Raw genomic sequence first — 21,360 nt, 5'->3', positions numbered from 1 at the left:
AAAGAATGCGGGTCGCGCTGAGAAATCAGTGCGACCCGCATTTTTCGGATTTCGAGCTAGCGTGGACCGCGCAGACGAAGATGCACCATCAACCGGAAGCGGACGTTGGGATCGTCCAGGTCCAACGCGGCCATACCCTTCAACTTGCTGAGACGATACCGAAAGGTGTTGGGGTGTACGTGCAATGACGCCGCGGCGTCACCGACGTCACCGAAGGCGTTGAGCCACGCATCGAGCGTGTCGACGAACGAGGTCGCGTGAGCTGCGTCGTGGCTGGCGATCGCCTCGATGGGTCCGAGGTCCGAGAACCCTTCGGCTGCAGCTTCCGACGCGATCTCCAACAGGATGGCATCGACGTGGACGCTACTGAAGGTGGCGACGCTGCCCGACGCTCGTCCCGCCAACAACACTTCGAGGGCATGTTCGGCGTCGCGCTTCGATCGGCTCAGCTGCGCCGGTCTGGTCACGACCCGGCCGATCCCGATGATCGTGTCGCCGGACGCTCCGGTTCGGTCCAGGAAGTCCGAGGCCACACGGAACGCCTGTAGCTCGGCTTCTGCCGGGGAATGCCCTCGCACTGACAGCACCGCGTAGCCGGTTCCGTTGACCAGAGCAGCAGCCGACTGCGAATGGACCGCGCCCAGGTGCATGGCCAGAGCGTCGGTCAGCCGCACCACATGGGCTGCGTCGTCCGGCTTCGACGATCCTTCGAAAGACCTGCGGCCCAATGCCATCACGAGTGCGGGACCGGTCCCGAGGCCGAGGCGATTCATCGCGTCGACCGCACCGGATCCACCGTCGAGAAGGGTTGCGATCAGGTCTGCGCGCAGTCGACGCTCGGCGTCGGCGCCGCCGCGCAACCGCAACATCTGCAGTGCAATCAACCCAGCCGAATCGCGCAGTGCACGCATCCGGTCCTCGGACATCGGCTCACCGGTTGCCACCCACATGGAGCCGAGGAACTCGTCGCCGGCTCTGATGGACACGGCGATACGACCCATTTTTGTACCGAGGGTCTCGGCCGAAACCCACACCGGATCATCGCTGCGATAGAGCCGGTCGAAGACTCCCGCTTCTTCGAGCACGCGAATGTACTGGTCAGGAACTTGCCGCTCCAGCACGGTCGCGATACGTGGACCGTCACCTTCTTCCTGACGTCCGGAGAAGGCGATGACCCGTGAGCTTCGGTCCTCGATCGTGATCGGCGCATCCAGAAGTGCGCTGACGGCGTTGGCGAAAGCGAACAGATCGCCGGCCGGTCCACCTCCGCGGGAGTGGATGTGCCCGACTTCGTTCCGTGCCGAGAGCACCGAATGAAGCAGGCTTGTGAGCTGAACCCACGAAACTCCACGCGCCAAGGTCAATACGACAACGCCGGAGGAGATGATGGATTCACGGTCGGCATCGCTGACCTCGGTGGTCACTCGCGCGACCACCACGCGTACTCCGCGCTCGGCCAGGCCGGCCACGGACTCCGCGATACGTTCGCCTCCGGTGATGCCGACGAGCAGCACCATGGAGTCCGGTGTCGAGGGTGAGTCGTCGTCGGGGTCGTGAATGACCACCGAGGCGATCTCCTGGACCGCCTCCGGGTCGCCGACAACCGGGTTCAGCACCGTAGTTCCCACGTCTTCGAGAAGCCGCACCAAACTGATGCGAGGTCGTACGGTGCCCACGTCTATCACTCCTTCGTCCTGTGAACGAAGTGTGTCATAGTGATTCGTCAAAGCCGATCCATGCCGATCCATTCGACCGACGTGGTGATTGCTTCGAGCAGGTCAGGGATCGGTTCGACGCCGATGCCCGGCCCTTCCGGAACCTTCACGTAACCGTTGTCGAGTACGAACGGCTCGGTGATGTCTTCGGCGAAGTACCGGTCGGAAGCCGACGTATCGCCTGGTAGGACAAATCCGGGGAGCGCGGCGAGGGCGACGTTGGCAGCCCTGCCGATTCCGGTCTCGAGCATTCCGCCGCACCACACGGCAATTCCGTTGGCCTTGCAGACGTCGTGGATACGACGCGATTCCAGATAACCGCCCACACGTCCCGGTTTGATGTTCACCACGCTGCACGCACCGATTGCCAGAGCGTCGGCGGTGACCTTCGCGGAGGTGATCGACTCGTCGAGGCAGACCGGCGTCCGCATCATCTCGGCCAGCCTGGCGTGGCCACGCAGTTCCTCTTCGGGAAGCGGCTGCTCGATCAGCAGGAGGTCGAAGTCGTCGAGCCGCTGGAGATGGCGCGCGTCAGCCAGGGTGTACGCGGTGTTCGCATCGACCTGGAGGAGTACGTCGTCGCCGAACCTCTCGCGGACTGCGCGAACCGGCTCGATGTCCCAGCCCGGTTCGATCTTCAGTTTGATGCGCAGGTATCCGGCGTCGAGGAACCCGGCTACCTCTTCGAGCAGTTCGTCGATCGAATTCTTGATACCCACCGAAACACCCGCGGGTACACGATCGACTACTGCACCCAGGTACGAAGACATGCTCGTCCCGGCGGCCCGTAACTCGGCGTCGAGAAATGCGGTTTCCAGTGCCGCTTTGGCCATGGGGTGTCCGGCGAACTGTTCCATCGTCGCGCTCAGTGCGTGCACGTCGGGATCGGTGAGTTCACCCAGAGACGGAATCAGGAACTTACGAAGGACTTCGGCGGCGCCGTCCGTGTATTCGGAGCAGTAGCGAGGCTCGGACATCGCAACGCACTCGCCCCAGCCCTCCGACTCCGAGGCGACGACCTTGACGAACAACACGTCCTTGGTGGTCTCCGTGCCGAACGAGGTTCGGAACGGCGCCTTCAACGGCATTGCTGCCCGGCGTAATTCAACTCCGTCGATCTTCACGATGTAACCTCCGCTGTAGTCCTGCCTGCCTGTGTTCCCGGCGCACGGTCCAGTACATATTTTCCGGTCCTGGTGACTGCGAGAACCACTCCGTTCTCGGCGAGCACACCCCCGAGAGTCTCGCGGACTGCCAGGCGCCAGTCGTTCGCTGCCGCCGGGTCCGACTTACGCAGTGTGTACACGTCATTCGGTGTAGCCACCGTGACGAATCGATTCTTGGTCGACTTCAACACGGGCAGACCGGCTTCGGAGATCGACAACAGTTCGCTCGCTCCCAACGACTCGGGAGTCGGGACCTCTCCCGAACCGGCGACGACGTCGGAAACCTTGCTGCTACCGATTTCCCAGTCGATCAGCAATCGGTCGCTGTCTGCGCCGCCGTTGAGACTGTCGTTCATCGGCGCGTAGAAACGCGGCAGATACTGGATCGGGAACGCACCGAGTTTCGAGACGTTGAAGTAGGCATTGCGAGCGACGAGCGGGTCGAAAGTCCACCGCACGTGGAGAATTCCTCGTTCCAGTGCCCACGCTCGCTGGAACAGTTTCAACGCGAGGCCGATGTGCCCGTTCTGCACGTTCGGCAGGATCCCCGTGATGTGTGAATGCAACGAACGATGTTGCGGTTCCTCGAAGAATGCAACCGAGCCGCCGATCAGATCTCCGCCACGAAAAGCGCCGGCGACGTAGTTACCGGAGTGCGCGAGCGCTTTCATCATGTCCCGATGAACGGGAGGGTTGCCGCTCTCCGGTTGCCATACCTTCTCGAACAGACCGAATACCTGTTCCAACTCGGCATGCCCGGTGACGGTTTCGATAGTCACACATGCAAGCAGAGCGGCTTGCTCGGCCTGGCTGATTGCTTGCCGCATCCGTGAAGGCGATACACCTCCGAATGGTTGAACGGTCTTGCGTTGGACATTGTTCGGCGACGTCATCGTCACAGTCCTCCCTCCAGGATTCGAGTCACCAGACCGGCCAACAAGGTGGCGCGCGGGATCATCTGATCTATCTCTACGTGTTCTGTCGCTGCGTGGGCACCACCGCCGACGGCACCGAGGCCGTCCAATGTGGGAGTTCCGACTGCGGCAGTGAAATTTCCGTCCGACGCACCGCCGACGGCGCAGTCGCGAAGCATCCCCAAGCCGCTCTCACTGCTGACCTGGTGAGCGAGAAAGTACAGCTTCTCCGAAGACACTGATTCCAGTGGTCCACGGTTGGGGCCTCCGGACACCGAAATTCGACTTTCGGCCAACGCCGGTGTCAGTGCACGGATCGAACGGTCGATGCGTTCCTGCTCCTTCGCGGACCACATGCGAACGTCACACCACAGTTGCGCTTGCGCTGCAACGGTATTGGTGGTCGTGCCGCCACTGATCACGGACGGAACCACCGACGTTCCCGCCGCCGGGTCCGCGAGCTCCACCACGGCCTGAATCTGATGTGCGAGCTCAACTACGGCGTTCACACCTCGCTCCGGTTCCAGTCCGGCGTGTGCAGCGCGTCCCTCGATGTCGACGCAGTACAGCGACATACCCTTGCGCGCGGTCTTCACCGCGCCGTCGGCGGCGGCCTCGAGTACCAGCACAGCGTCGACCTGACGGGCTTGCTCCTCGATCAGTGCGCGCGAAGTCGGGGAGCCGATTTCCTCGTCGGAATTGAGGAGCACGACCACCCCGTCGAGCGACAGAAGCGATGCGAGCGCATGGAAGAGCTGGACGATGCCGGCCTTCATGTCGAAGACTCCGGGTCCGGTGGCGATGTTGTCGGTGACCGACCAGGGCAACTCCGCGAGCGTTCCGAGCGGCCAGACGGTGTCGAAATGGCCCAGGAGCATCACCTTCGGCTCCGCGCCGAACGACCAACGCAAGTGCTGGCGTCCGTCGATACGGATACGTTCGGGGGCGCTTCCGAGATGGCGTTCGCCGATGTCGGCCACCACGTCCGCACATGCATCGACTGCGCCGAGGTCGGAACTGGGCGACTCGGCGGTTACCAGCGCCGCCAGGTCCGCCACCATTGATTTCTTGTCCACTCCGACGCTCTCCTGTCACCGACTTGCAACTTCGCAGTCAAGCTTGGCCGAAGCGACCCTGTCGGATCTTGTCCAAGACTCCTGTCCTTCGGGCTCGGATTCGTCGTGTGTCACGAACAGCTGGGTGTGACAAGCAACTGGGTGTCATCAAGCAGGTGTGTCAGGTACCGATCTCGGTTCGGGCGGCAAACAGCTCGGGAAAGAAGCTCAACTCCAGCGCACGTTGCAGGAACCCGGCACCACCACTCGAACCGCCGGTCCCCTTCTTCATGCCGATCACCCGCAGCACGGTCCGAAGATGCCGGAACCGCCACAGCTGAAAGCTCTCCTCGAGGTCGACCAACTCCTCGAATGCCTCGTACGCCGTCCAGTGCTGTTCGACGTTCTCGTAGATTGCCTTGACCAGCGGAATCAGCTCGTCGTTTCGCACGTAGGGCGCGCTGACGTCTCGTTCGAGAGCCGACGCCGGAACGTCGTACCCCTGCCGGGACAGGTACCGCCAGAACTCGTCGTACAGCGTCGGCTCTCCGAGCAGGGTCTCCAACAATCGATGGGCGGACGGATCCGATTCGAACACCTTCAGCATGCCGGCGTTCTTGTTTCCGAGCACGAATTCCACGGCGCGGTACTGGTACGACTGGAACCCCGACGAGTTGCCGAGAACGCCCCTGAACTCCGCATACTCCGCCGGCGTCAGTGTCGCCAACACGGACCACTGTTCGGTCAGAGTGGCCTGGATGTGTTTGACGCGTGCGATCCGCTTGAATGCGACCCGAATGTCGTCGGCAGCGATCGCTGCTCTGGCCGCCCGTATCTCGTGGAGAAACAGCTTGAGCCACAACTCGCTGGTCTGGTGCTGAATGATGAACAAGAGTTCGTCGTGGTGTTCCGGCTCGCTCACCGGATGCTGCGAATCCAGGAGGGTATCGAGTCCGAGGTAGGCCCCGTAACTCATCTTCTCGGAAAAATCGGTGACGACGTCGTCTTCGATCTTTCGTGTGCCGTCCGTTGCCGACATCTTCAGTCTCCTTCTCAGAATTTCGCCGGGGTCTGCGGAACGATCATGGCCACCAATGCGGCAGCGCTCGTCGCTCCGACCAGGACTCCGAATGCAGCCATGTACGAGAACTGGTCCACCATCCATCCCATCACGAGCGGGGTGATGAAACCGGCGAACTGACCACAACCGTTGATCAAACCCATTCCGGAACCGAGGAATTCGGAAGGAAGTGCCCGCAACGGCATCGCGAAGATCGACATCGAACACAGACCGCTGATGCCTAGAGCCAACGTCTCGTAGAACGTGAACATCGCGACGGTGTCAGCGGTGGTCATCAGGAACAACAGGACTGCCGACGTGGCCATACACGGAACCAGAAGAATCCGAGCCCGGTCGTGGAAGTACTTGTCCACCAACCGCCCGCCCACGATCGTGGCCAGCGCCGTGACGATGAAAGGGATCGCGGCAAAGATTCCCGTGTCGATCAGCGAGAGTCCCTTGTCGTTGAGCAGATAACTCGGCACCCAGGTCATCAGACCGTACGCGGACATGTTGGCCAGGCAGAACAGAATTGCGAACTTCCACACCGACGCGGACTTGAACACCGCGGCGCGAGAGTGCTCGCTCGCCAGAGGTTGCAGCGCAGCCTCCGGATCTTCCGAGATGTCCGTGTCCAACGGTGCCGGCAGCACCAACCACACCACCGTGCCGATCACAGCGCCGACGATCGCCACCAGCCAGAACGCGTCACGCCACCCCACGGCCATGAGGACCGGCGCGATGATCAGCGGTGCGACGCCGGGGCCGAGGTTGTTGGCGCCGAGCATGAAACCCATCGCGGTCGCTCTGGTTTTCGGACGCGTCCGCTCAGCCAAAGCCTTGAACGACGCCGCCGGAAAGAGCCCCTGGCTGATACCGAACATCGCACGCATGACCATCAGCGAGATGAGACCCCACGCGAACCCTGTCAACGCGGTGAACACCGACCACAGGATCAACGCCACGATCAACAGTGGCCTGGGTCCGAAGCGGTCGGCCAACATTCCGCCGGGAACCTGCCCGAGCATGTAGAAGATCGCGAAGACCGAAACCACACCACCCAACTGCGTACTGCTGAGCGAGAATTCGTCGCCGATCATCGGAAGCGCAAGCCCGATCATGACGCGATCCACCATGTCGATCAACCAGATAGTACTGAGCAGCCCCACCGTAACGGTGGTCGTGCGACGAATCGACTTGTTGTCCACCATGTTTCGAACCGAACCGCCGGTCCCCCGCGATGGTTCTTCCACTGTGACGCGTTCCGCCTTCATCAAGCCTCCCGAATTGTCTTGTGCCGCATGGACTAGAACATTGAAAAGACTGATGAAGTGTGACAGCGAACACGTCTACCGCATTGGTCCGTTTCACCAATACCTGAAGCAACGTTTGGTCGGTCGGAACATGTTCTGCCCCAGTAGATGACAAATGCCGCCGACGCACACGGCGTCGGCGGCATTTCGCGATAGAGTCGCTACTTCATCACGTGCGATTGGCGACTGCCACGATCGTCGAGACGCCTGCGGCTGCAAGCCGAGCATTGACAGTGATCAGGCCGAGAATGTCGTCGACGCTGCCGAGTGTGTGCGAAATCGTACGATCCGAAATCCGTCGTGAGCCGGGAACAGCCTCGGCGAGTTCAGCTCCCGTAGTGGTGGGGTGAACGATCTCGAGGGTCCACTCGTCACGCAGCTCGACCGGCTTCAGTGTGTCGGCCTTGCGCACTGCGCGCTCGGCGCCTGCTCGGATCTGCTCGCACGCCAGCGACGGCGGCAGCGAATTGGTTGCCGACCATCCGTGTGCCTTCTTGACCTCGACGGTCTCGGTTGTCGGCGAGGCCGCGTCCACCAAACCACAGATGATGTCGTCACCGGTCACGAGACCGACGGGAACGCCCTGGGTGGCAGCGTAGAGGGTGTTGACGTCGGTCTCAGAGACGGACTTGCCGTCGAGGCGGACGTCGGCGAACAAACTCGAGAACGTGTGCGCCAAGACGCCGGGTCCACCAGCTGGTGCGTGATAGCCGACAAACAGGGCGACGTCGTGATCCGACGTCATTCCTTCGGCCATGCACTGCATCTTGGGTGATCCGAAGATCAGGCGCGCCCGTGGATCCAGATCGGCGTGAAGCAGGTTGTCCATCGTTCCGTGGCTGTCGTTGACCAGGACGCTCGTCGCACCGGCGTCGAACGCACCGGCGATCGCAGCATTGGTCTCGGCAGTCATGAGCATCTGCGCACGGTGGTAGCCGCCACCGCCGCGGATCGTCTGATCGAGCGTCGCGATACCCGCGATACCCTCCATGTCCACCGAAATATAGACGTGCATTCCTGTCCTCCATCGATCTCAATCGGCTGAATTGATAACTTCGCTTTCACCTTCACACTCGACTGCATTCGTTTCTTGTCCGGTCGAACGGTGAGTCGGCCTCCATTTGGGACGTTCACACCAGAATCCGATACCCGAGCCGTGAAACCATCGGGACATTCGCCGGGCCAGGCGGTTCGACCAACGACAGGAGTGCAGCGCTGATGCAGGTCCACGACATCGTGTTCACCGGCGGCCGCGTCGTCGATCCCGCATCGGGGACCGACGAGGTTCGGGGCATCGCGATCACCGACGGCAAGGTCTCGGCGTGGGGTCACGACGCGATCGAGGCTCGGCAGACGATCGACGTGACCGGTCAGGTGATCTGCCCCGGATTCATCGACCTGCACAGCCACGGACAGGAAATCGCCGAGCAGCGACTTCAGGCGTTGGACGGAGTGACGACGGCCCTCGAACTGGAGGCAGGCGTCATTCCTGTTGCGAAGGCATATGCGCGTGCCGGTGCCGAGGGGCGCCCGATCAACTACGGCTACGCGACGTCGTGGGCGCACGCACGCATGATCGAACTCTCGGGCGCCGATCCCGATGGCGACATCAGGACTCTCCTGCACCATGTCGGTTCCCCGAGCTGGCAGGGCGAACCCACCGCCTCCCAGCGCGCCCACATTCTCGAACTCCTCGAAAACGATCTGGCCGCAGGTGCTCTCGGCATCGGCGTGGTGGTCGGGTACGCCCCGAAATCCGATCCGGCCGAGTACCTGCAGGTGGCGGATCTCGCGGCCCGAGCCGGTGTTCCCACCTACACCCATGCGCGCCCACTCATCTCGGCCGATCCGTCGAGCCCGGTGGACGGCGCCGTCGAAATCGCCCGTGCAGCAGCCGAAACCGGCGCGCACATGCACTACTGCCACGTCAACAGCACCTCGGGAATGCACGTCGACCATGCACTGTCCGTGGTGGCTCAGGTCCAGGCAGCCGGATCTCGCGTCACGACAGAGGCGTATCCGTACGGGTCAGGCTCGACGGCCGTCGGAGCTGCGTTTCTCGATCCAGACAAGCTGCATCTGATGAATCTGACACCACGATCGCTGACTTTCGTGCCCACCGGTGAACGTATCGCGGACCGCAAGCAGCTGGAACATCTTCGGGCAACCGACCCCGGCGGACTGGTGTTGGTGGAGTTCCTCGACGAGAACGACACCGTGCAGCGCGAGTTCCTCGAACGCGCGATGACCTTCGACCGTGCCGCCATCGCGAGCGACGCGATGCCGCTGACCTGGCCAGGCCGTACCGCTGCCGATGCGTTGCAGTGGCCATTGCCGGAGAAGGCACTCGGCCATCCCCGCGGCGCCGGCACCTATGCACGTGCGATTCGTACGCTGTACCGCGAGCGTCAACTGCTGTCGCTGTCGGAGATCATCGCGCGCTGCTCGTTGATCCCCGCGCAGATTCTGGAGGAGTCGGTTCCCTCGATGGCGACGAAAGGTCGGATCAGCCCCGGTAGCGACGCGGACATCCTCGTTTTCGACCCCGAGCGAATCACCGACAACGCCACCTACATCGACGGCACCCGTCCCTCCACCGGAATCAGCCTCGTGCTGGTCGGCGGCGTACCCGTCGTCGAAGGCGGTGCCGTGGTCCAGGACGCGTTGCCCGGTCGCCCGGTACGCCGCTCATAGCCGGATCTCGTTCTGACCTGCATAGTTCTGACAGAAAGTCACCACACATGAACACATCGTCTGCAATCAACGGCACAATCGATGCCATGACGGATTTCGCGAACCCCCCGATCGGTTGGCAGCACAAGGCATTCGGCACCGACCTCCAAGGCCGCGACGGCTCCGACCTGGAGCCACTGGGGATCTCTGCGCTCGACGGCAACCTCCTGCTACCCGTGATGACACTCGATCGTGCAGCGATCGCGCACAATGTCGACCTCATGGCGCAGTTCTGCTCCGATCACGATGTGGATCTGGCGCCACACGCGAAGACCACGATGAGCCCCGAACTGGTTCGTCGGCAACTCGACGCCGGGGCTTGGGCGATGACGGCGGCAACCGTTGCGCAGGCACGCATTCTGCGTGAGTTCGGTGTGGACACCATCATCATCGCCAGCCAGGTTCTCGATCCCGCCGGCATTCGGTGGATCTGCGACGCCCAGGCCACCGACCCCGATTTCTTCGTCACCACCCTCGTGGACTCGGTCGAGAGCGTCCGCCTGATGGAACAGTTGATCGCGAAAGTCTCACCAGCCAGCCGTATCCGGGTTCTCGTCGAACTCGGCTACGACAGCGGACGCGCGGGCGCTCGCACTGTCGAGCAAGCACTCGACGTCGCACGCGCAGCATCGCAGGCACCTTCGTTGATTCTCACCGGAGTCGAGGGGTTCGAGGGCATGATGCCCGGAGCCTCGGTAGCAGCCCGCCGTATCTCCGTCGATTCGTATCTCAAATCCGCGCGGGTTTTCACGGAAATCTGTGTTGCCGAGAACCTGTTCGAGAACAACTCCGCGAAGGCTCCCCGGCCACTGGTCACTTTCGGCGGCAGTGCATTTCACGATCTCGTTGTACGCGAACTGGCCGGACGGTGGGCACTCGACAACGGTGTACGCGTCGTGCTGCGCAGCGGTTGCTACATCACTCACGATCACGGTCTCTATGCCGAGACTTCGCCATGGGCAGACGGACCACGAACTCTGCAGGGAGCCGCAGAGGTCTGGGGCGTAGTGCTCTCAATACCTGAACCCGGACGGGTGATCCTGGGCTTCGGCCGCCGCGATGTCGGTTCCGACGCAGGCTTTCCCATAGTCCTGTGGCGCCGACGCGACGGATCCAACCGACCAGCGCGAGAACTGACCATCACCGCGCTCAACGACCAGCACGCGTACGTCGACGTTCCGGCTGACTTCGACGTGAAGGTCGGCGATCTGCTCGGTTGCGGAATCTCGCATCCCTGCACCACGTTCGACAAGTGGTCACTGATTCCCGAGGTCGATTCGGATTACCGCGTCGTCGGCACGGTGCACACCTACTTCTGAGGGGCCGGTTGCGGTAATCCGGCGTCAGTCGTCCTTCGGGTCACGCGGCAATTCGACGCGGAACGTCGTCCCCTGCCCGAGGGAGGTCTCGACGCTGACGGTTCCGTCGTGCGCTGCAACCAAAGCCGAAACGATGGACAGGCCGAGACCGGCGCCCCCGGTCTCACGGGTGCGAGAGGTGTCGGCGCGGTAGAAACGCTCGAAGATCCGCGCGGCATCCTCGTCACTCAAACCCTGACCGGTATCCGAAACCTCGACCACCGCGGAGTTCTCGGTCGTACCGACACGAACGGTGACCTGCGCATCCGGCGGAGTGTGTTTGATCGCGTTGCCCACCAGATTGGCAACTACCTGACGCAGCCTGGCCTCGTCACCCTGCACTTCGGGCAGGCCTGGGCCGCCGGTCATCTGAAGTTCGACAGTTCGATCCGGTGCGATCGCTCGTGCCGCCTGTACCGAATCCGCCGCAACTGCAAGCAGATCCACTGGCTTGTTCTCGAGTGGACGCTGTTCGTCGAGTCTTGCCAGCATGAGAAGATCTTCGACCAGAAGTCCCATCCTCGACGCCTCGCCCTCGATCCGGTTCATCAGCGTTTCCGTATCCGTCATGGCGCCTTGGCGATACAACTCGGCGAACCCACGAATAGTCGTCAAGGGTGTGCGCAACTCGTGGCTCGCGTCGCCGACAAACCTACGCATCTTCTCCTCGGAACGCCGTGCTGATTCCTCCGAAGCCTCGGTCGCGGCAAATGCGTGTTGAATCTGCGCGAGCATTCCGTTGAGCGCCACCGACAATCGGCCGACCTCGGTGCGGTCGTCACGCTCCGGGACCCGTCGATGAAGGTCGCCGGCGGCAATGGCAGCGGCAGTTTCCTCAACCTCGACCAGCGGACGAAGGCTCCGACGAACCACGAAATACGCTCCGCCGCCGAGGATCAGCAGGACAACCAGGCCGATGCCGAGTTGCAGGCCGACCAGGTCGTCGACGGTCTGTTCGATATCCGTCAGTCGCACACCGATAGTCGTGGTCGTGTTTTCGCGAACCGTCGTGAGAACTCGCCAGTTCACGTCCGAACCGTCGCTCGATCCGACGGTGATCGGGCCGTTGGTGGAATCTTTCGACAGGTCGGGTTCGGTTGTCGTCGACTTGTCGTTGAGAGTGAACACCTTCCCGTCCGGGGTCACCGTCCGAACGAAGAAGGGACTGGGCGGACGAGTTTGCGGACCGACATCGCTGGGTGGCTGCAAATCTCTGGTGTGCGGCTTTGCCCAGCCGTCGACCGCCTCGTACAGCGTTTTGTCGGTTCGCTGGGTCAGTGAATTCTCGAGAGCAGAAGTGACCGCGACGCCAGACGCCAACAGACCCAGCGCCGCCAACACCAGCAAGGCCGCAACCAGGGTGAAGCGCAGCGGCAGTGAATGGAGACGGAAACGACCCCGCTTCGGAAGCTGATCGTTTTCCGCGGCGGCGATCATTGCCGCGGTTCACGCATCACGTAGCCGACCCCACGCAATGTGTGAATCAGCGGTGTCTCCCCCGTATCCACCTTGCGCCGCAGGTAGGACACGTAGGACTCGACAACTCCGACCTCCCCGCCGAAGTCGTAGTTCCAGACGTGGTCGAGAATTCGAGGCTTACTGAGAACCGTCCCGGCATTGACCATGAAGTATCGGAGCAGTGTGAACTCGGTGGGTGAGAGTGCAACCAACTCGCCCTTCTTCCAGACCTCGCGGGTGTCGTCGTCGAGTTCGATGTCGGCGAACTTCACCCGCGGCGACTGCTCCGGTGCGACCCCGCGGCCGGCGCGGCGCAGGATGACCCGCAACCTCGTCACGACCTCTTCGAGGCTGAACGGCTTGGTCACGTAGTCGTCCGCGCCGAGGGTCAGGCCGCTGATCTTGTCGTCGAGCGAATCCTTCGCCGTCAGAAACAGGACCGGTGCGTCCACACCGTCGGCACGGAGGCGTCGAAGCAGACCGAAGCCGTCCATCCCGGGCATCATGACGTCGAGAACAATCGCGTCGGGACGGAATGTCCGCGCGACGTCCAGGCCTTGGGCTCCGCTCGAAGCAGTCGCCACCTCGAAACCCTGGAATCGGAGGCTCACGGAGAGCAACTCCACGATGGTGGGTTCGTCGTCGACGACGAGGATGCGGGCTTCGGGGGTCTTGTCGGTCACGAGAACCATCTTCTCCCCTGCCACTGGATTCTCGCTGTATGTTCCCTGGGAGCTTCCTGTGAACGGCTGAGTGCAGGTGAAAAGCTGAGTGCAGGTGAAAAGCTGGGGTACAGGCCCACGAACCGGAAGGATGCGGCATGTCACTACCTCCACTGTGGAACATGGAATGACTGTGGAACATGGAATGCTTGACCTGGCGTATTCCTCTGTTCACCAACAACTCCGATCCCGGCGAGGATCCCGGCTTCGCGCCACCGGAGTCTTGGGCACGAGCACTCGCAGCTGTTGCCCAAGATCTGCGTTGCCTGCGATTCGGACCTGAAGTTGTTGTCGACCGTCTGATCTGGGAATTTTCGATCAACAGCGACTACAACGTCACGATCGGCTGGCAAGGCGCACGTGACATCGGCGGATTCAGCCACTTCAACGCACTGTCGATGGATACTGCATTCGCGGACGCTGCGGTGTGGGTCGCCGATATCGTTCAGACCAAATTGGCCGGCTACGACTTCGTTCAGTGGCCGAGCCGAGGGCGCCATCTGCTTGTTCCTCGACTTCGAGACGGGGAACCGGTGTGGATGGATCCGCACGGCGATGCGACGATCAGTCGTATCGGCGAGTTGTGCAAAAATTCGACGAATTATGCAGCAACGTAGCCCAGTTCAAATCGCACAGCTCTACGGTTCGGTGGCGTCCGCGCTGGTCGGCGGTGTGGTGGCCGCGTACGCAGTGGCCGAGTCCCGAGTTGACGACTTCTCGTTCTCCGACGACGGCCTCACCTCGGTGGTGATCACGCCGCAGTGGGCGGGCGCAACTGCCGCTGTGGTTGCGACGGTCGGTGTTGCGCTACTACATCGCTGGGGACGTGGCGGACTCGCGAGTGTCTTCGCTGCCGTTGGCGCCCTCGTCATCGCGCTACCAGCATTCGTCCCTGTCTCCGCCTCGATATCGGTGACCCTGAACGCAATGGGAGCCGGCACTTTCCTCGCGGCGGCGGCATATCCGACGAAGAGTCACCGCGCAGCACAAATTGCTCTCGCACTCGGGGTGACCGCGACGACCCTGTACTTCGGCGCCGCAGACTTGTGGCGCGATCGCGTCGCAAGGTGGTCGCTCACACTTCCGGGCGATACCTACCCCGTGCCGTCCACGGTTCCCGTCTGGATACTGCTCGCTGCAACCCTTCTGGTAGCCGGAGTCGCCTTGGTCGCACGATCAGGTCAAGAGACGGACGACGTCGACACACGCCTGGTGACTTTGGGAGTTGTTCTGCCCCTGGCATTCACGGCCCTGTATGCATGGTTGGGCTCGACGTCGACAGCGCCTGGGTCCTGGGTGACGGCGGTAGTGATCGCGGTTGCCGTTACCGTCGCACTGGCTTGGCGTTTGCCGCAACACGACGCCCGCTTCATACTCGCCGGACTCGCAATCGGCGCGGTTTCGATCAGCTCGATTTCCTTTTCATCCGACTGGACTTGGGCGGTGCCCGCGGTGGGTGCTGCCCTGGCGCTGGGCGTCGCCGTCGGCTGGAAAAGACCGATGCCCCAACTCGGGCTGGGACTCCTTGCCGTGACCGCACTCTCGGGATTGCTGGATGCCGCCCTGACCACGGTTGCCTACGTCTTCGTCCTCCCACTTGCGCTGGGACTGGCCGTCGCGTCATGCATGCCTGTTGCCGTCGGAGCAGTCGCGAGCGGGTCCTTACTTCCCTTCACTCTTACCTTGTTCTCGGTTTCAGCGACCTTCCTGGACCCTGTCTCGCAGGAATTCGGGTGGTCGACCGCTCCGCTCGAGGAACACGGACCGGCCGCCGTGACCACGCCGATTCCTTTGACTGTTCTCGCTGCGACGGCGACGATCGTGGTGGCCATGCCGACCATCCATCTGAAGAGAGTTCGAACGGCTGTGGTGACCTAAATCGCCAGCTGATCGGGTCGGAACACAGAATTCTGTTGCTATGGTTGGGTGGTCAACGACGACATCCGGACGAGCGCACCGTACCCGGCCAGCGAAAAGACGGTGCCTTGGGAGTTGTTCACCATGGCATGGATCGTGCTCGTCATTTCCGGACTTTTCGAAGCTGTCTGGGCTACCGCGCTGGGTAAGTCCGACGGATTCAGCAAGATGTCACCCACCGTTGTCTTCATCCTCGGCCTGATCGTCAGTATGGCCGGCCTCGCGTATGCAATGCGCACCCTTCCCATCGGAACTGCGTACGCGGTCTGGGTCGGCATCGGCGCCGCCCTGACCGTCGGATACGCGATGATCACCGGTGCGGAGTCCACGTCGGTCGTCAAGATTCTGCTGATCCTTGGCATCGTCGGTTGTGTGGTCGGTCTGAAGGTCCTTCACTGACCGGCGATCCTGATGAGTGTTTGTGTGTTACCGGTTACAGTTAACGCATGAAACTGCTGGAGATGCTCACGCTTCCCCTACGCGCGGGCATTGCAGCCGCAGAGATCAGTTTGGGTATCGCCGAGCTGACGGTGACTACCGTCCGTATCGCCGTCGGTAATACCGGTGCCGTGACGGCGGGTGCTGCAGGCTTGGCCAGCCCTCGCGGACCCATGCAGATGATCCAGCAGTTGTCATCGCTTACTGCAGACGATCGGCCCATCGGGCAGGCCTTGGCCCCCGGTGGGCCGCTCGATCGCCTTCTCTCACCCGGCGGCCCGGTCGACAAACTGACTGCACCCGACGGCACTCTCGAACGACTTCTCGCTCCCGGCGGACCACTCGAAAGACTTCTTGCTCCCGGCGGACCGTTGGATCGGGTGCTCGCCGAGAACGGCGCCTTGGAACGGTTGCTCGCCCCGGACGGTCTCCTCGACCGAATGATGGCGGAGGACGGTCCGCTGGAACGACTGACCGCACAGGACGGTGCCGTCGAACGCCTGACTGCCAAGGACGGTGTCATCGATCGCGCACTGGCCGAGAACGGCATCCTCGAAACACTCTTGGCGGAGAACGGCGCCTTCGAACGGCTCATCGCCGAAGGCGGCCCGCTTGACCAGATCGTTGCACTGTCCGATACGTTGACTTCGCTCGCTCCCAACCTCGAGAGAATGAGCGCCAGCATCGAGGTACTGCAGGAAACAGTCGGAATCCTCAGTGCTGCAGTCGGTCCACTCGGAGAACTGGCCGGCAAGCTTCCCAATCGCTGGCTCAAGAGCAAGGGCGAACGCCCAGGGCCGGACCTTCCGATCGAATCGGCATAACAAACGGTTACTCGCCGATTACGTGGTCAGTTGTTGATCACGATGTTGAGATTGATGATGATTCCGCCGAAAGTCAGAATCGTGTTGGCCAAGCCAACGGTCATTCCGCTGTTCAGAGCCGCGATCAGTCCGTTCATCGTCGTATCCCCTTCACTGTCTGCGGGTTACGCGTACAAGATTGTGCGCTGGCGCTGACAATAGGCCAAGTTCGCGACCTGCGCGCCATTGCGGAGAAAACTTGTACCGCGGTCGCAGTTTCCGCGTTAACTGTTGCAGGACAACGCAATTCCATACTCGGCGCACTACCCGCAAATGACTGAACCAAACATCACGATTAGGCATACGTATCCCACCCGCATAACCGTCTGCCCCACCAGACACTTGTCCACCCAAACAGAGTGCACAACAGTTAGTCCGGTGCAACAATAAGACGAATCGGACATGCCTGCGACGTGATGGGGAAGGGTGGTTGAGACAATGACGGCGCCGCGCATTGCCAGAGAACACCGCGGCCCTGCCGGGGGCCGGAATTCCGCGTCGCAGGACAGCCTGGACGCCGCCTCGGACGCCCTGCAATCGCTGTACGCGCACCTCGATCCACATGCCCAGGCCGAGCAATTTCTCGAACAGGTCTGCAAACACGCCGTCGATCTCATCGCCGACGCCGACATGGCCGGAATTACCATCGGCGGTTCGGATTCGACATTCCGAACCGTAGCCGCCACCCATCAACTCGTTCGCACCGTCGACTCGATCCAATTCCGACTGGACTACGGACCGAGTGTGACGTCGTCACGCACGGGCACGGTTGTACGTGCGCATGCCAGCGAAGCCCACAGCCGGTGGCCTCAATTCGCAAGCGCGGCAAAAGCAGTCGGCGCCGCCAGCTTTCTGTCGATGCCATTGCCCGGTAGAGATCGCCCGCTGGGAACCCTCAACCTCTACAGCCACGACCTCCGAGGTTTCACCGGCGCCGACGTGGCATTGCTCCAACTGTTCGCCGTCACCTCGTCCTACGCACTGCACAGCTCGCAGCGCCTCGACATCGCCAGAAAGCACGCGATGGACCTCGAGCGTGCACTCGAATCGAGAGGCGTCATCGAACAAGCCAAGGGCATCATCATGGGCACCCACCGCGTCGACGCCGACCGCGCCTTCCGCATCCTCATCCAGGACTCACAGCGCAGCAACGTCAAACTGCGAGTGATCGCCCAGCAGTACATCGACGGCGCGATCGATCCGCGCCAGGTCACGAACAAGCCTGAGACCAACTGAACCCGGCAAACACTGCATCTCGGCAACCACAGTGCTTCGGCAAACACAGTGCGTCGGCAAACACAGAGGCACCCACCAGAATCTTGGTGAGTGCCTCTACTTTCGGAGCCTCCTGTCGGGATTGAACCGACGACCTTTCGCTTACAAGGCGAGTGCTCTACCACTGAGCTAAGGAGGCGAAGACCGACGCGTTGCCGCGACTGACTTTGCGGAGCCATCATATCCAAGCCGTCACGGTGGCCGCGCCCGGGTCACGTTAGATAGCGTGGGCCCCATGCGCAACTCCCACTCCGCCCCCTGATGGCGAAATTCACCGAAGCACTCACACGCCTGACGGGAAACCGCCAAGCCACCGTCGACACGGTCACGTCGGCTCCCGCGCCGCTACAACCGATCGACCTCACCGACGACGCCGTCGTCGCAGAAGTTCTGGACCTGGCGGTTCGGGTCGGCGAAGTCCTCCTCGCCTCCGGGACCGCGGCCATGGACACGGCGGAGCAGGTGCAGTTCATCGCCGCCACCTACGGCCTTGCTCAGTGTGACGTCGACGTCACTTACAACTCGATTGTGCTCTCTGCCTATCGCGGCCCGACGCGACCGCCGGCGAGCACGATGCGCATCGTCCACTACCGCTCGATGGACTTCACGCGACTGGCGGCTGTCGACCGTCTGACGCGTCGTATCCGCCGTGAGGCGATCACACCGGACCAAGCGCACGACGCACTCACAGCCATCACGACGGCGCCGCACCCGTACAACCGATGGACCGCAACCATGGCCTGGGCAGCGATGGCGGCTTCGGTCTCCGTCCTGCTCGGCGGCGGGTTCCTCGTTGCCACAGTCGCGTTTCTGACGACGATGGTGATCGATCGGGTCAACCGCGTACTGAACCGGTTCGGATTACCGTTCTTCTTCCAGCAGGTTGTCGGTGGTCTCATCGCGGCTGCGCCCGCCGCGACGCTCTATACCTTTCAAGATCAGCTGGGGATCAGTATCCGGCCGTCGCTGGTGATCGCGGCCGGCGTGGTCGTCTTGCTGTCGGGGCTGTCGCTGGTGGGCTCGGTCCAGGACGCGATCATGGGTGCGCCCATCACGGCCGTCGCGCGATTCTTCGAAGTGGTGATGATGACGGGCGGCATCATCGCGGGCGTCGCGATCTCGTTGCGAATGACCGGGATGTTGGGTTCGACGCTTCCACCGATCAACGTGGAAGTCTCCACCATCACGCAGTTGCCGATCCTCATGCTCTCCGGCGCGTGTGCGTCGGTCTTCTACGCTCTTGCCTGCTACGCCGAGCGGCGTGCACTCACCGCGGCATTCCTGGGCGGCGCCGCCGGCAGCGGTGTGTCGATCTTCGTGCAAACACTCGACGTCGGCCCCGTGATCGCCGCAGCGATCGCGGCGACCGTCGTCGGTCTTGCCGGTGGTCTGATGGCTCGCCGCGCCCTGACGCCTCCGCTGGTCGTCGCGGTCGCAGGCATCACTCCCCTACTCCCCGGTCTGTCGCTGTACCGAGGCCTGTACGCGCTGCTCAACGACCAGGTACTGATCGGTCTGACTGCTTTGCTGTCGGCATTCGGTATCGGCTGCGCCCTGGCCGCGGGCGTGACGCTCGGCGAATGGGGAGCGCGAACTCTGCGTCGTCCACGAATCCTGATGCGCGTGGACTCGCTACGCCGACCGATGGTCCGCAAGCGCAAACGCCGCGTTCCCGTCACCGAGAAGTAAGAGAGATTCAAGCAGAAAGAGCTGGGCACCTGACGGTGCCCAGCTCTTTCGGTTCACTCGGGGGTTTCCGAGCAGTGAGAGAATCAGCTCTCGACTGCGTGCTTTCCGCCGGCAGCCTGATCAGCTTCCATTGCCTCGCGCAGGCTCTTCGGACGCATGTCGGTCCAGTTCGCCTCGACGTATTCGAGGCACGCCTTGCGGCTGTCTTCACCGAACACCACGCGCCAGCCGGCGGGGACCTCGGAAAACGTGGGCCACAGCGAGTGCTGGTCCTCGTCGTTCACCAGCACGTAGAAGCGGCCGTCTTCGTCATCGAAAGGGTTAGTGCTCATCTCGCCTCACTCGTTACGTACGTGTCTTGTGCGCCCAGACTAGCAAGCGCACCAGTTCGGTTCTGGTGGCTCAGCACCGACGCCAGAATCTCCCCCGCCCGCACTGCCACGTTCGACAGCAGCGACGACGTCAATCCGTGAGTCTGTTCTGTCCCACCCTGCAGATAGATACCGCCTGTCACGTCCTCCGTTACAGCCAGTCGATAATCCCGACTGACGTTACGCGGAACGGACGAATCCGGCACGAGTTCACCCAACAAATTGTCCAGCGGTGCCGGGGTGAAACCCGTGGCCAGAATGAGTGCGTCGCACGACAGCGTGTCGGTCAAGCCGTCGAGGTTGCTGCGGACGGCCAGTTCGATGCCGGATTCGGTCTCCACGGCACTCGTGATCTCCGAGGCCCGACGCATGAACAGTCGCCGCGGCCCACGAACCATCTCCTGATACTCGGTGGCATAGAGCTTGTTGATCAGTTCGATGTCGACGACCGAGTAATTGGTACTGCGGTGCAGATCGAGAAGTCGACGTCGTTCCGCGGCGTCGGCGCCGTGCAGTTGATCGACGGCTTCGGGATCGAAGATGCGATTTGCGTACGGGCTGTCGTCTGCCGGGCTGTAGCCGTAGCGGGCAAAAACACTGTGGACTTCGGCGTTCGGGTAGTTCGCGTGCAGGTAGTCGACGATCTCCGCGGCACTCTGACCGGCACCGAGAACAACGAACCTGTTGTGCACGGGCTCAGGCATCGCTTCGAGGTGGAAGAGGAACTGGTGGTTGTGGAAGCACCGGGACGACGGCGTTGCCCACTCCGGGATCCGCTCTTTCAGTCCGGCTCCGACGACGATGTTGCGCGCGATCACCGTCTCACCGTCGGCTGTGCGGACCGCAAAGCGATCGACAACGCCGTCGGAGTTCTTGATGCCCTCGACCCCGTCGACGGTTGTACCGAACTGCACATCCGCGTCGACTCGTCGAGCCGCCCAGCACAGGTAGTCGTTGAACTCGTGGCGCGTGGGAAAGAAGGTCTGGTGGTTGACGAAGTCGACCAGTCGCCCCTGCTCGAACAGATACGAGAAGAAGCTGTATCCGCTCTGTGGGTTACGGAACGTCACCAGGTCCTTCGGAAACGCGATCTGCATCGTGGCACCGTCGAGCAGCATCCCGGGATGCCACGCGAACTGAGACTGCTTTTCGAAGAACCGCGCATTCACCCGATCAACGGCTGCACAATTTGCATTGTGTTCTTCGACAGCGATGGCCAACGCGAGGTTGGCCGGACCGAACCCGACGCCGACGATGTCGACCACGGCGGGTTCGGCGCTGGAGTCTCTCGGTGATTCACTCATTACAGGTAG

19 protein-coding genes, 1 tRNA gene and 1 riboswitch are annotated in these 21,360 nt (G+C 62.2%); of the genes, 8 read left to right on the top strand and 12 right to left on the bottom strand.

Annotated elements, in window-relative coordinates:
• Positions 1-56 precede the first annotated feature (56 nt).
• The 7 genes from QMA15_RS26550 to QMA15_RS26520 form a co-directional block, all read right to left on the bottom strand.
• The gene (locus tag QMA15_RS26550; protein ID WP_020968527.1) at positions 57-1,676 is read right to left on the bottom strand and encodes a helix-turn-helix domain-containing protein; all 1,620 of its coding nucleotides are present in this window, start codon (positions 1,674-1,676) and stop codon (positions 57-59) included.
• Positions 1,677-1,723: 47 nt separating this feature from the next.
• Positions 1,724-2,839 carry an o-succinylbenzoate synthase gene (menC, locus tag QMA15_RS26545; protein ID WP_290287172.1) on the bottom strand — a complete coding sequence of 372 codons (1,116 nt, stop codon included), beginning with the start codon at positions 2,837-2,839 and terminating at the stop codon, positions 1,724-1,726.
• On the bottom strand, positions 2,836-3,774 hold the full coding sequence (locus QMA15_RS26540; protein WP_003945514.1) for a GNAT family N-acetyltransferase: 939 nt from the start codon (positions 3,772-3,774) through the stop codon (positions 2,836-2,838). The genes menC and QMA15_RS26540 overlap by 4 nt, the downstream gene beginning before the upstream one ends.
• A gap of 2 nt (positions 3,775-3,776) precedes the next feature.
• Entirely contained in the window at positions 3,777-4,871 is a 1,095-nt protein-coding gene (locus QMA15_RS26535) for a M20 family metallopeptidase (protein WP_290287169.1), read from the bottom strand.
• Positions 4,872-5,031: 160 nt separating this feature from the next.
• The gene (locus tag QMA15_RS26530) at positions 5,032-5,889 is read right to left on the bottom strand and encodes a tryptophan 2,3-dioxygenase family protein (protein ID WP_019747028.1); all 858 of its coding nucleotides are present in this window, start codon (positions 5,887-5,889) and stop codon (positions 5,032-5,034) included.
• 14 nt (positions 5,890-5,903) lie between these two features.
• Positions 5,904-7,184, bottom strand: a complete 1,281-nt coding sequence (locus QMA15_RS26525; RefSeq protein ID WP_279163112.1) for an MFS transporter — start codon at positions 7,182-7,184, stop codon at positions 5,904-5,906.
• A gap of 208 nt (positions 7,185-7,392) precedes the next feature.
• Positions 7,393-8,238: a M55 family metallopeptidase gene (locus QMA15_RS26520; protein WP_019747026.1), complete on the bottom strand. Its 846-nt coding sequence runs from the start codon at positions 8,236-8,238 to the stop codon at positions 7,393-7,395.
• 203 nt (positions 8,239-8,441) lie between these two features.
• Between QMA15_RS26520 and QMA15_RS26515 the strand changes: the two genes are divergently transcribed.
• Both QMA15_RS26515 and QMA15_RS26510 read left to right on the top strand, forming a co-directional pair.
• Positions 8,442-9,917: an amidohydrolase family protein gene (locus QMA15_RS26515; RefSeq protein ID WP_290287165.1), complete on the top strand. Its 1,476-nt coding sequence runs from the start codon at positions 8,442-8,444 to the stop codon at positions 9,915-9,917.
• A 47-nt stretch (positions 9,918-9,964) separates the two neighbouring features.
• Positions 9,965-11,275, top strand: coding sequence for an alanine racemase (locus tag QMA15_RS26510; RefSeq protein ID WP_290287163.1), 1,311 nt, complete (start codon positions 9,965-9,967; stop codon positions 11,273-11,275).
• A gap of 24 nt (positions 11,276-11,299) precedes the next feature.
• Here QMA15_RS26510 and QMA15_RS26505 read toward each other — a convergent pair whose 3' ends face one another.
• Together QMA15_RS26505 and QMA15_RS26500 are read right to left on the bottom strand one after the other, a co-directional pair.
• Complete coding sequence (locus QMA15_RS26505; RefSeq protein WP_283567163.1) at positions 11,300-12,751, bottom strand: HAMP domain-containing sensor histidine kinase; 1,452 nt, start codon at positions 12,749-12,751, stop codon at positions 11,300-11,302.
• The gene (locus QMA15_RS26500) at positions 12,748-13,464 is read right to left on the bottom strand and encodes a response regulator transcription factor (RefSeq protein ID WP_007734368.1); all 717 of its coding nucleotides are present in this window, start codon (positions 13,462-13,464) and stop codon (positions 12,748-12,750) included. The genes QMA15_RS26505 and QMA15_RS26500 overlap by 4 nt, the downstream gene beginning before the upstream one ends.
• Positions 13,465-13,643: 179 nt before the next feature.
• Here QMA15_RS26500 and QMA15_RS26495 point away from each other — a divergent pair, with 179 nt between their 5' ends.
• From QMA15_RS26495 to QMA15_RS26475, 5 genes are all read left to right on the top strand, one after another.
• Positions 13,644-14,111 carry a hypothetical protein gene (locus QMA15_RS26495; protein ID WP_228118260.1) on the top strand — a complete coding sequence of 156 codons (468 nt, stop codon included), beginning with the start codon at positions 13,644-13,646 and terminating at the stop codon, positions 14,109-14,111.
• Complete coding sequence (locus QMA15_RS26490; protein ID WP_290287153.1) at positions 14,098-15,372, top strand: hypothetical protein; 1,275 nt, start codon at positions 14,098-14,100, stop codon at positions 15,370-15,372. The genes QMA15_RS26495 and QMA15_RS26490 overlap by 14 nt, the downstream gene beginning before the upstream one ends.
• Before the next feature lie 43 nt (positions 15,373-15,415).
• A riboswitch (guanidine-III (ykkC-III) riboswitch) is annotated at positions 15,416-15,481 on the top strand.
• Between the two features lie 14 nt (positions 15,482-15,495).
• On the top strand, positions 15,496-15,810 hold the full coding sequence (locus QMA15_RS26485; protein WP_020906330.1) for a multidrug efflux SMR transporter: 315 nt from the start codon (positions 15,496-15,498) through the stop codon (positions 15,808-15,810).
• Positions 15,811-15,857: 47 nt separating this feature from the next.
• Complete coding sequence (locus QMA15_RS26480; protein WP_019747018.1) at positions 15,858-16,673, top strand: hypothetical protein; 816 nt, start codon at positions 15,858-15,860, stop codon at positions 16,671-16,673.
• Between the two features lie 477 nt (positions 16,674-17,150).
• Positions 17,151-17,948: a GAF and ANTAR domain-containing protein gene (locus QMA15_RS26475; RefSeq protein ID WP_279163108.1), complete on the top strand. Its 798-nt coding sequence runs from the start codon at positions 17,151-17,153 to the stop codon at positions 17,946-17,948.
• Positions 17,949-18,054: 106 nt separating this feature from the next.
• On the opposite strand, the gene QMA15_RS26470 is transcribed toward QMA15_RS26475, so the two are convergent.
• A tRNA-Thr gene (locus QMA15_RS26470) sits at positions 18,055-18,126 on the bottom strand.
• A gap of 122 nt (positions 18,127-18,248) precedes the next feature.
• On the opposite strand from QMA15_RS26470, the gene QMA15_RS26465 reads away from it, so the two are divergent.
• Positions 18,249-19,676, top strand: a complete 1,428-nt coding sequence (locus tag QMA15_RS26465; RefSeq protein ID WP_019747016.1) for a threonine/serine exporter family protein — start codon at positions 18,249-18,251, stop codon at positions 19,674-19,676.
• A gap of 83 nt (positions 19,677-19,759) precedes the next feature.
• Here QMA15_RS26465 and QMA15_RS26460 read toward each other — a convergent pair whose 3' ends face one another.
• Positions 19,760-20,008 carry an MbtH family protein gene (locus QMA15_RS26460; RefSeq protein WP_003945538.1) on the bottom strand — a complete coding sequence of 83 codons (249 nt, stop codon included), beginning with the start codon at positions 20,006-20,008 and terminating at the stop codon, positions 19,760-19,762.
• Entirely contained in the window at positions 20,005-21,351 is a 1,347-nt protein-coding gene (locus QMA15_RS26455; protein ID WP_019747015.1) for a SidA/IucD/PvdA family monooxygenase, read from the bottom strand. The genes QMA15_RS26460 and QMA15_RS26455 overlap by 4 nt, the downstream gene beginning before the upstream one ends.
• Between the last annotated feature and the right edge of the window lie 9 nt (positions 21,352-21,360).

This window comes from Rhodococcus sp. APC 3903, from assembly GCF_030407755.1.
GTDB lineage: Bacteria > Actinomycetota > Actinomycetes > Mycobacteriales > Mycobacteriaceae > Rhodococcus_F > Rhodococcus_F erythropolis.
The sequence above is the reverse complement of the archived record's forward strand: the minus strand, read 5'-3'. Positions and strand labels throughout refer to the sequence as shown.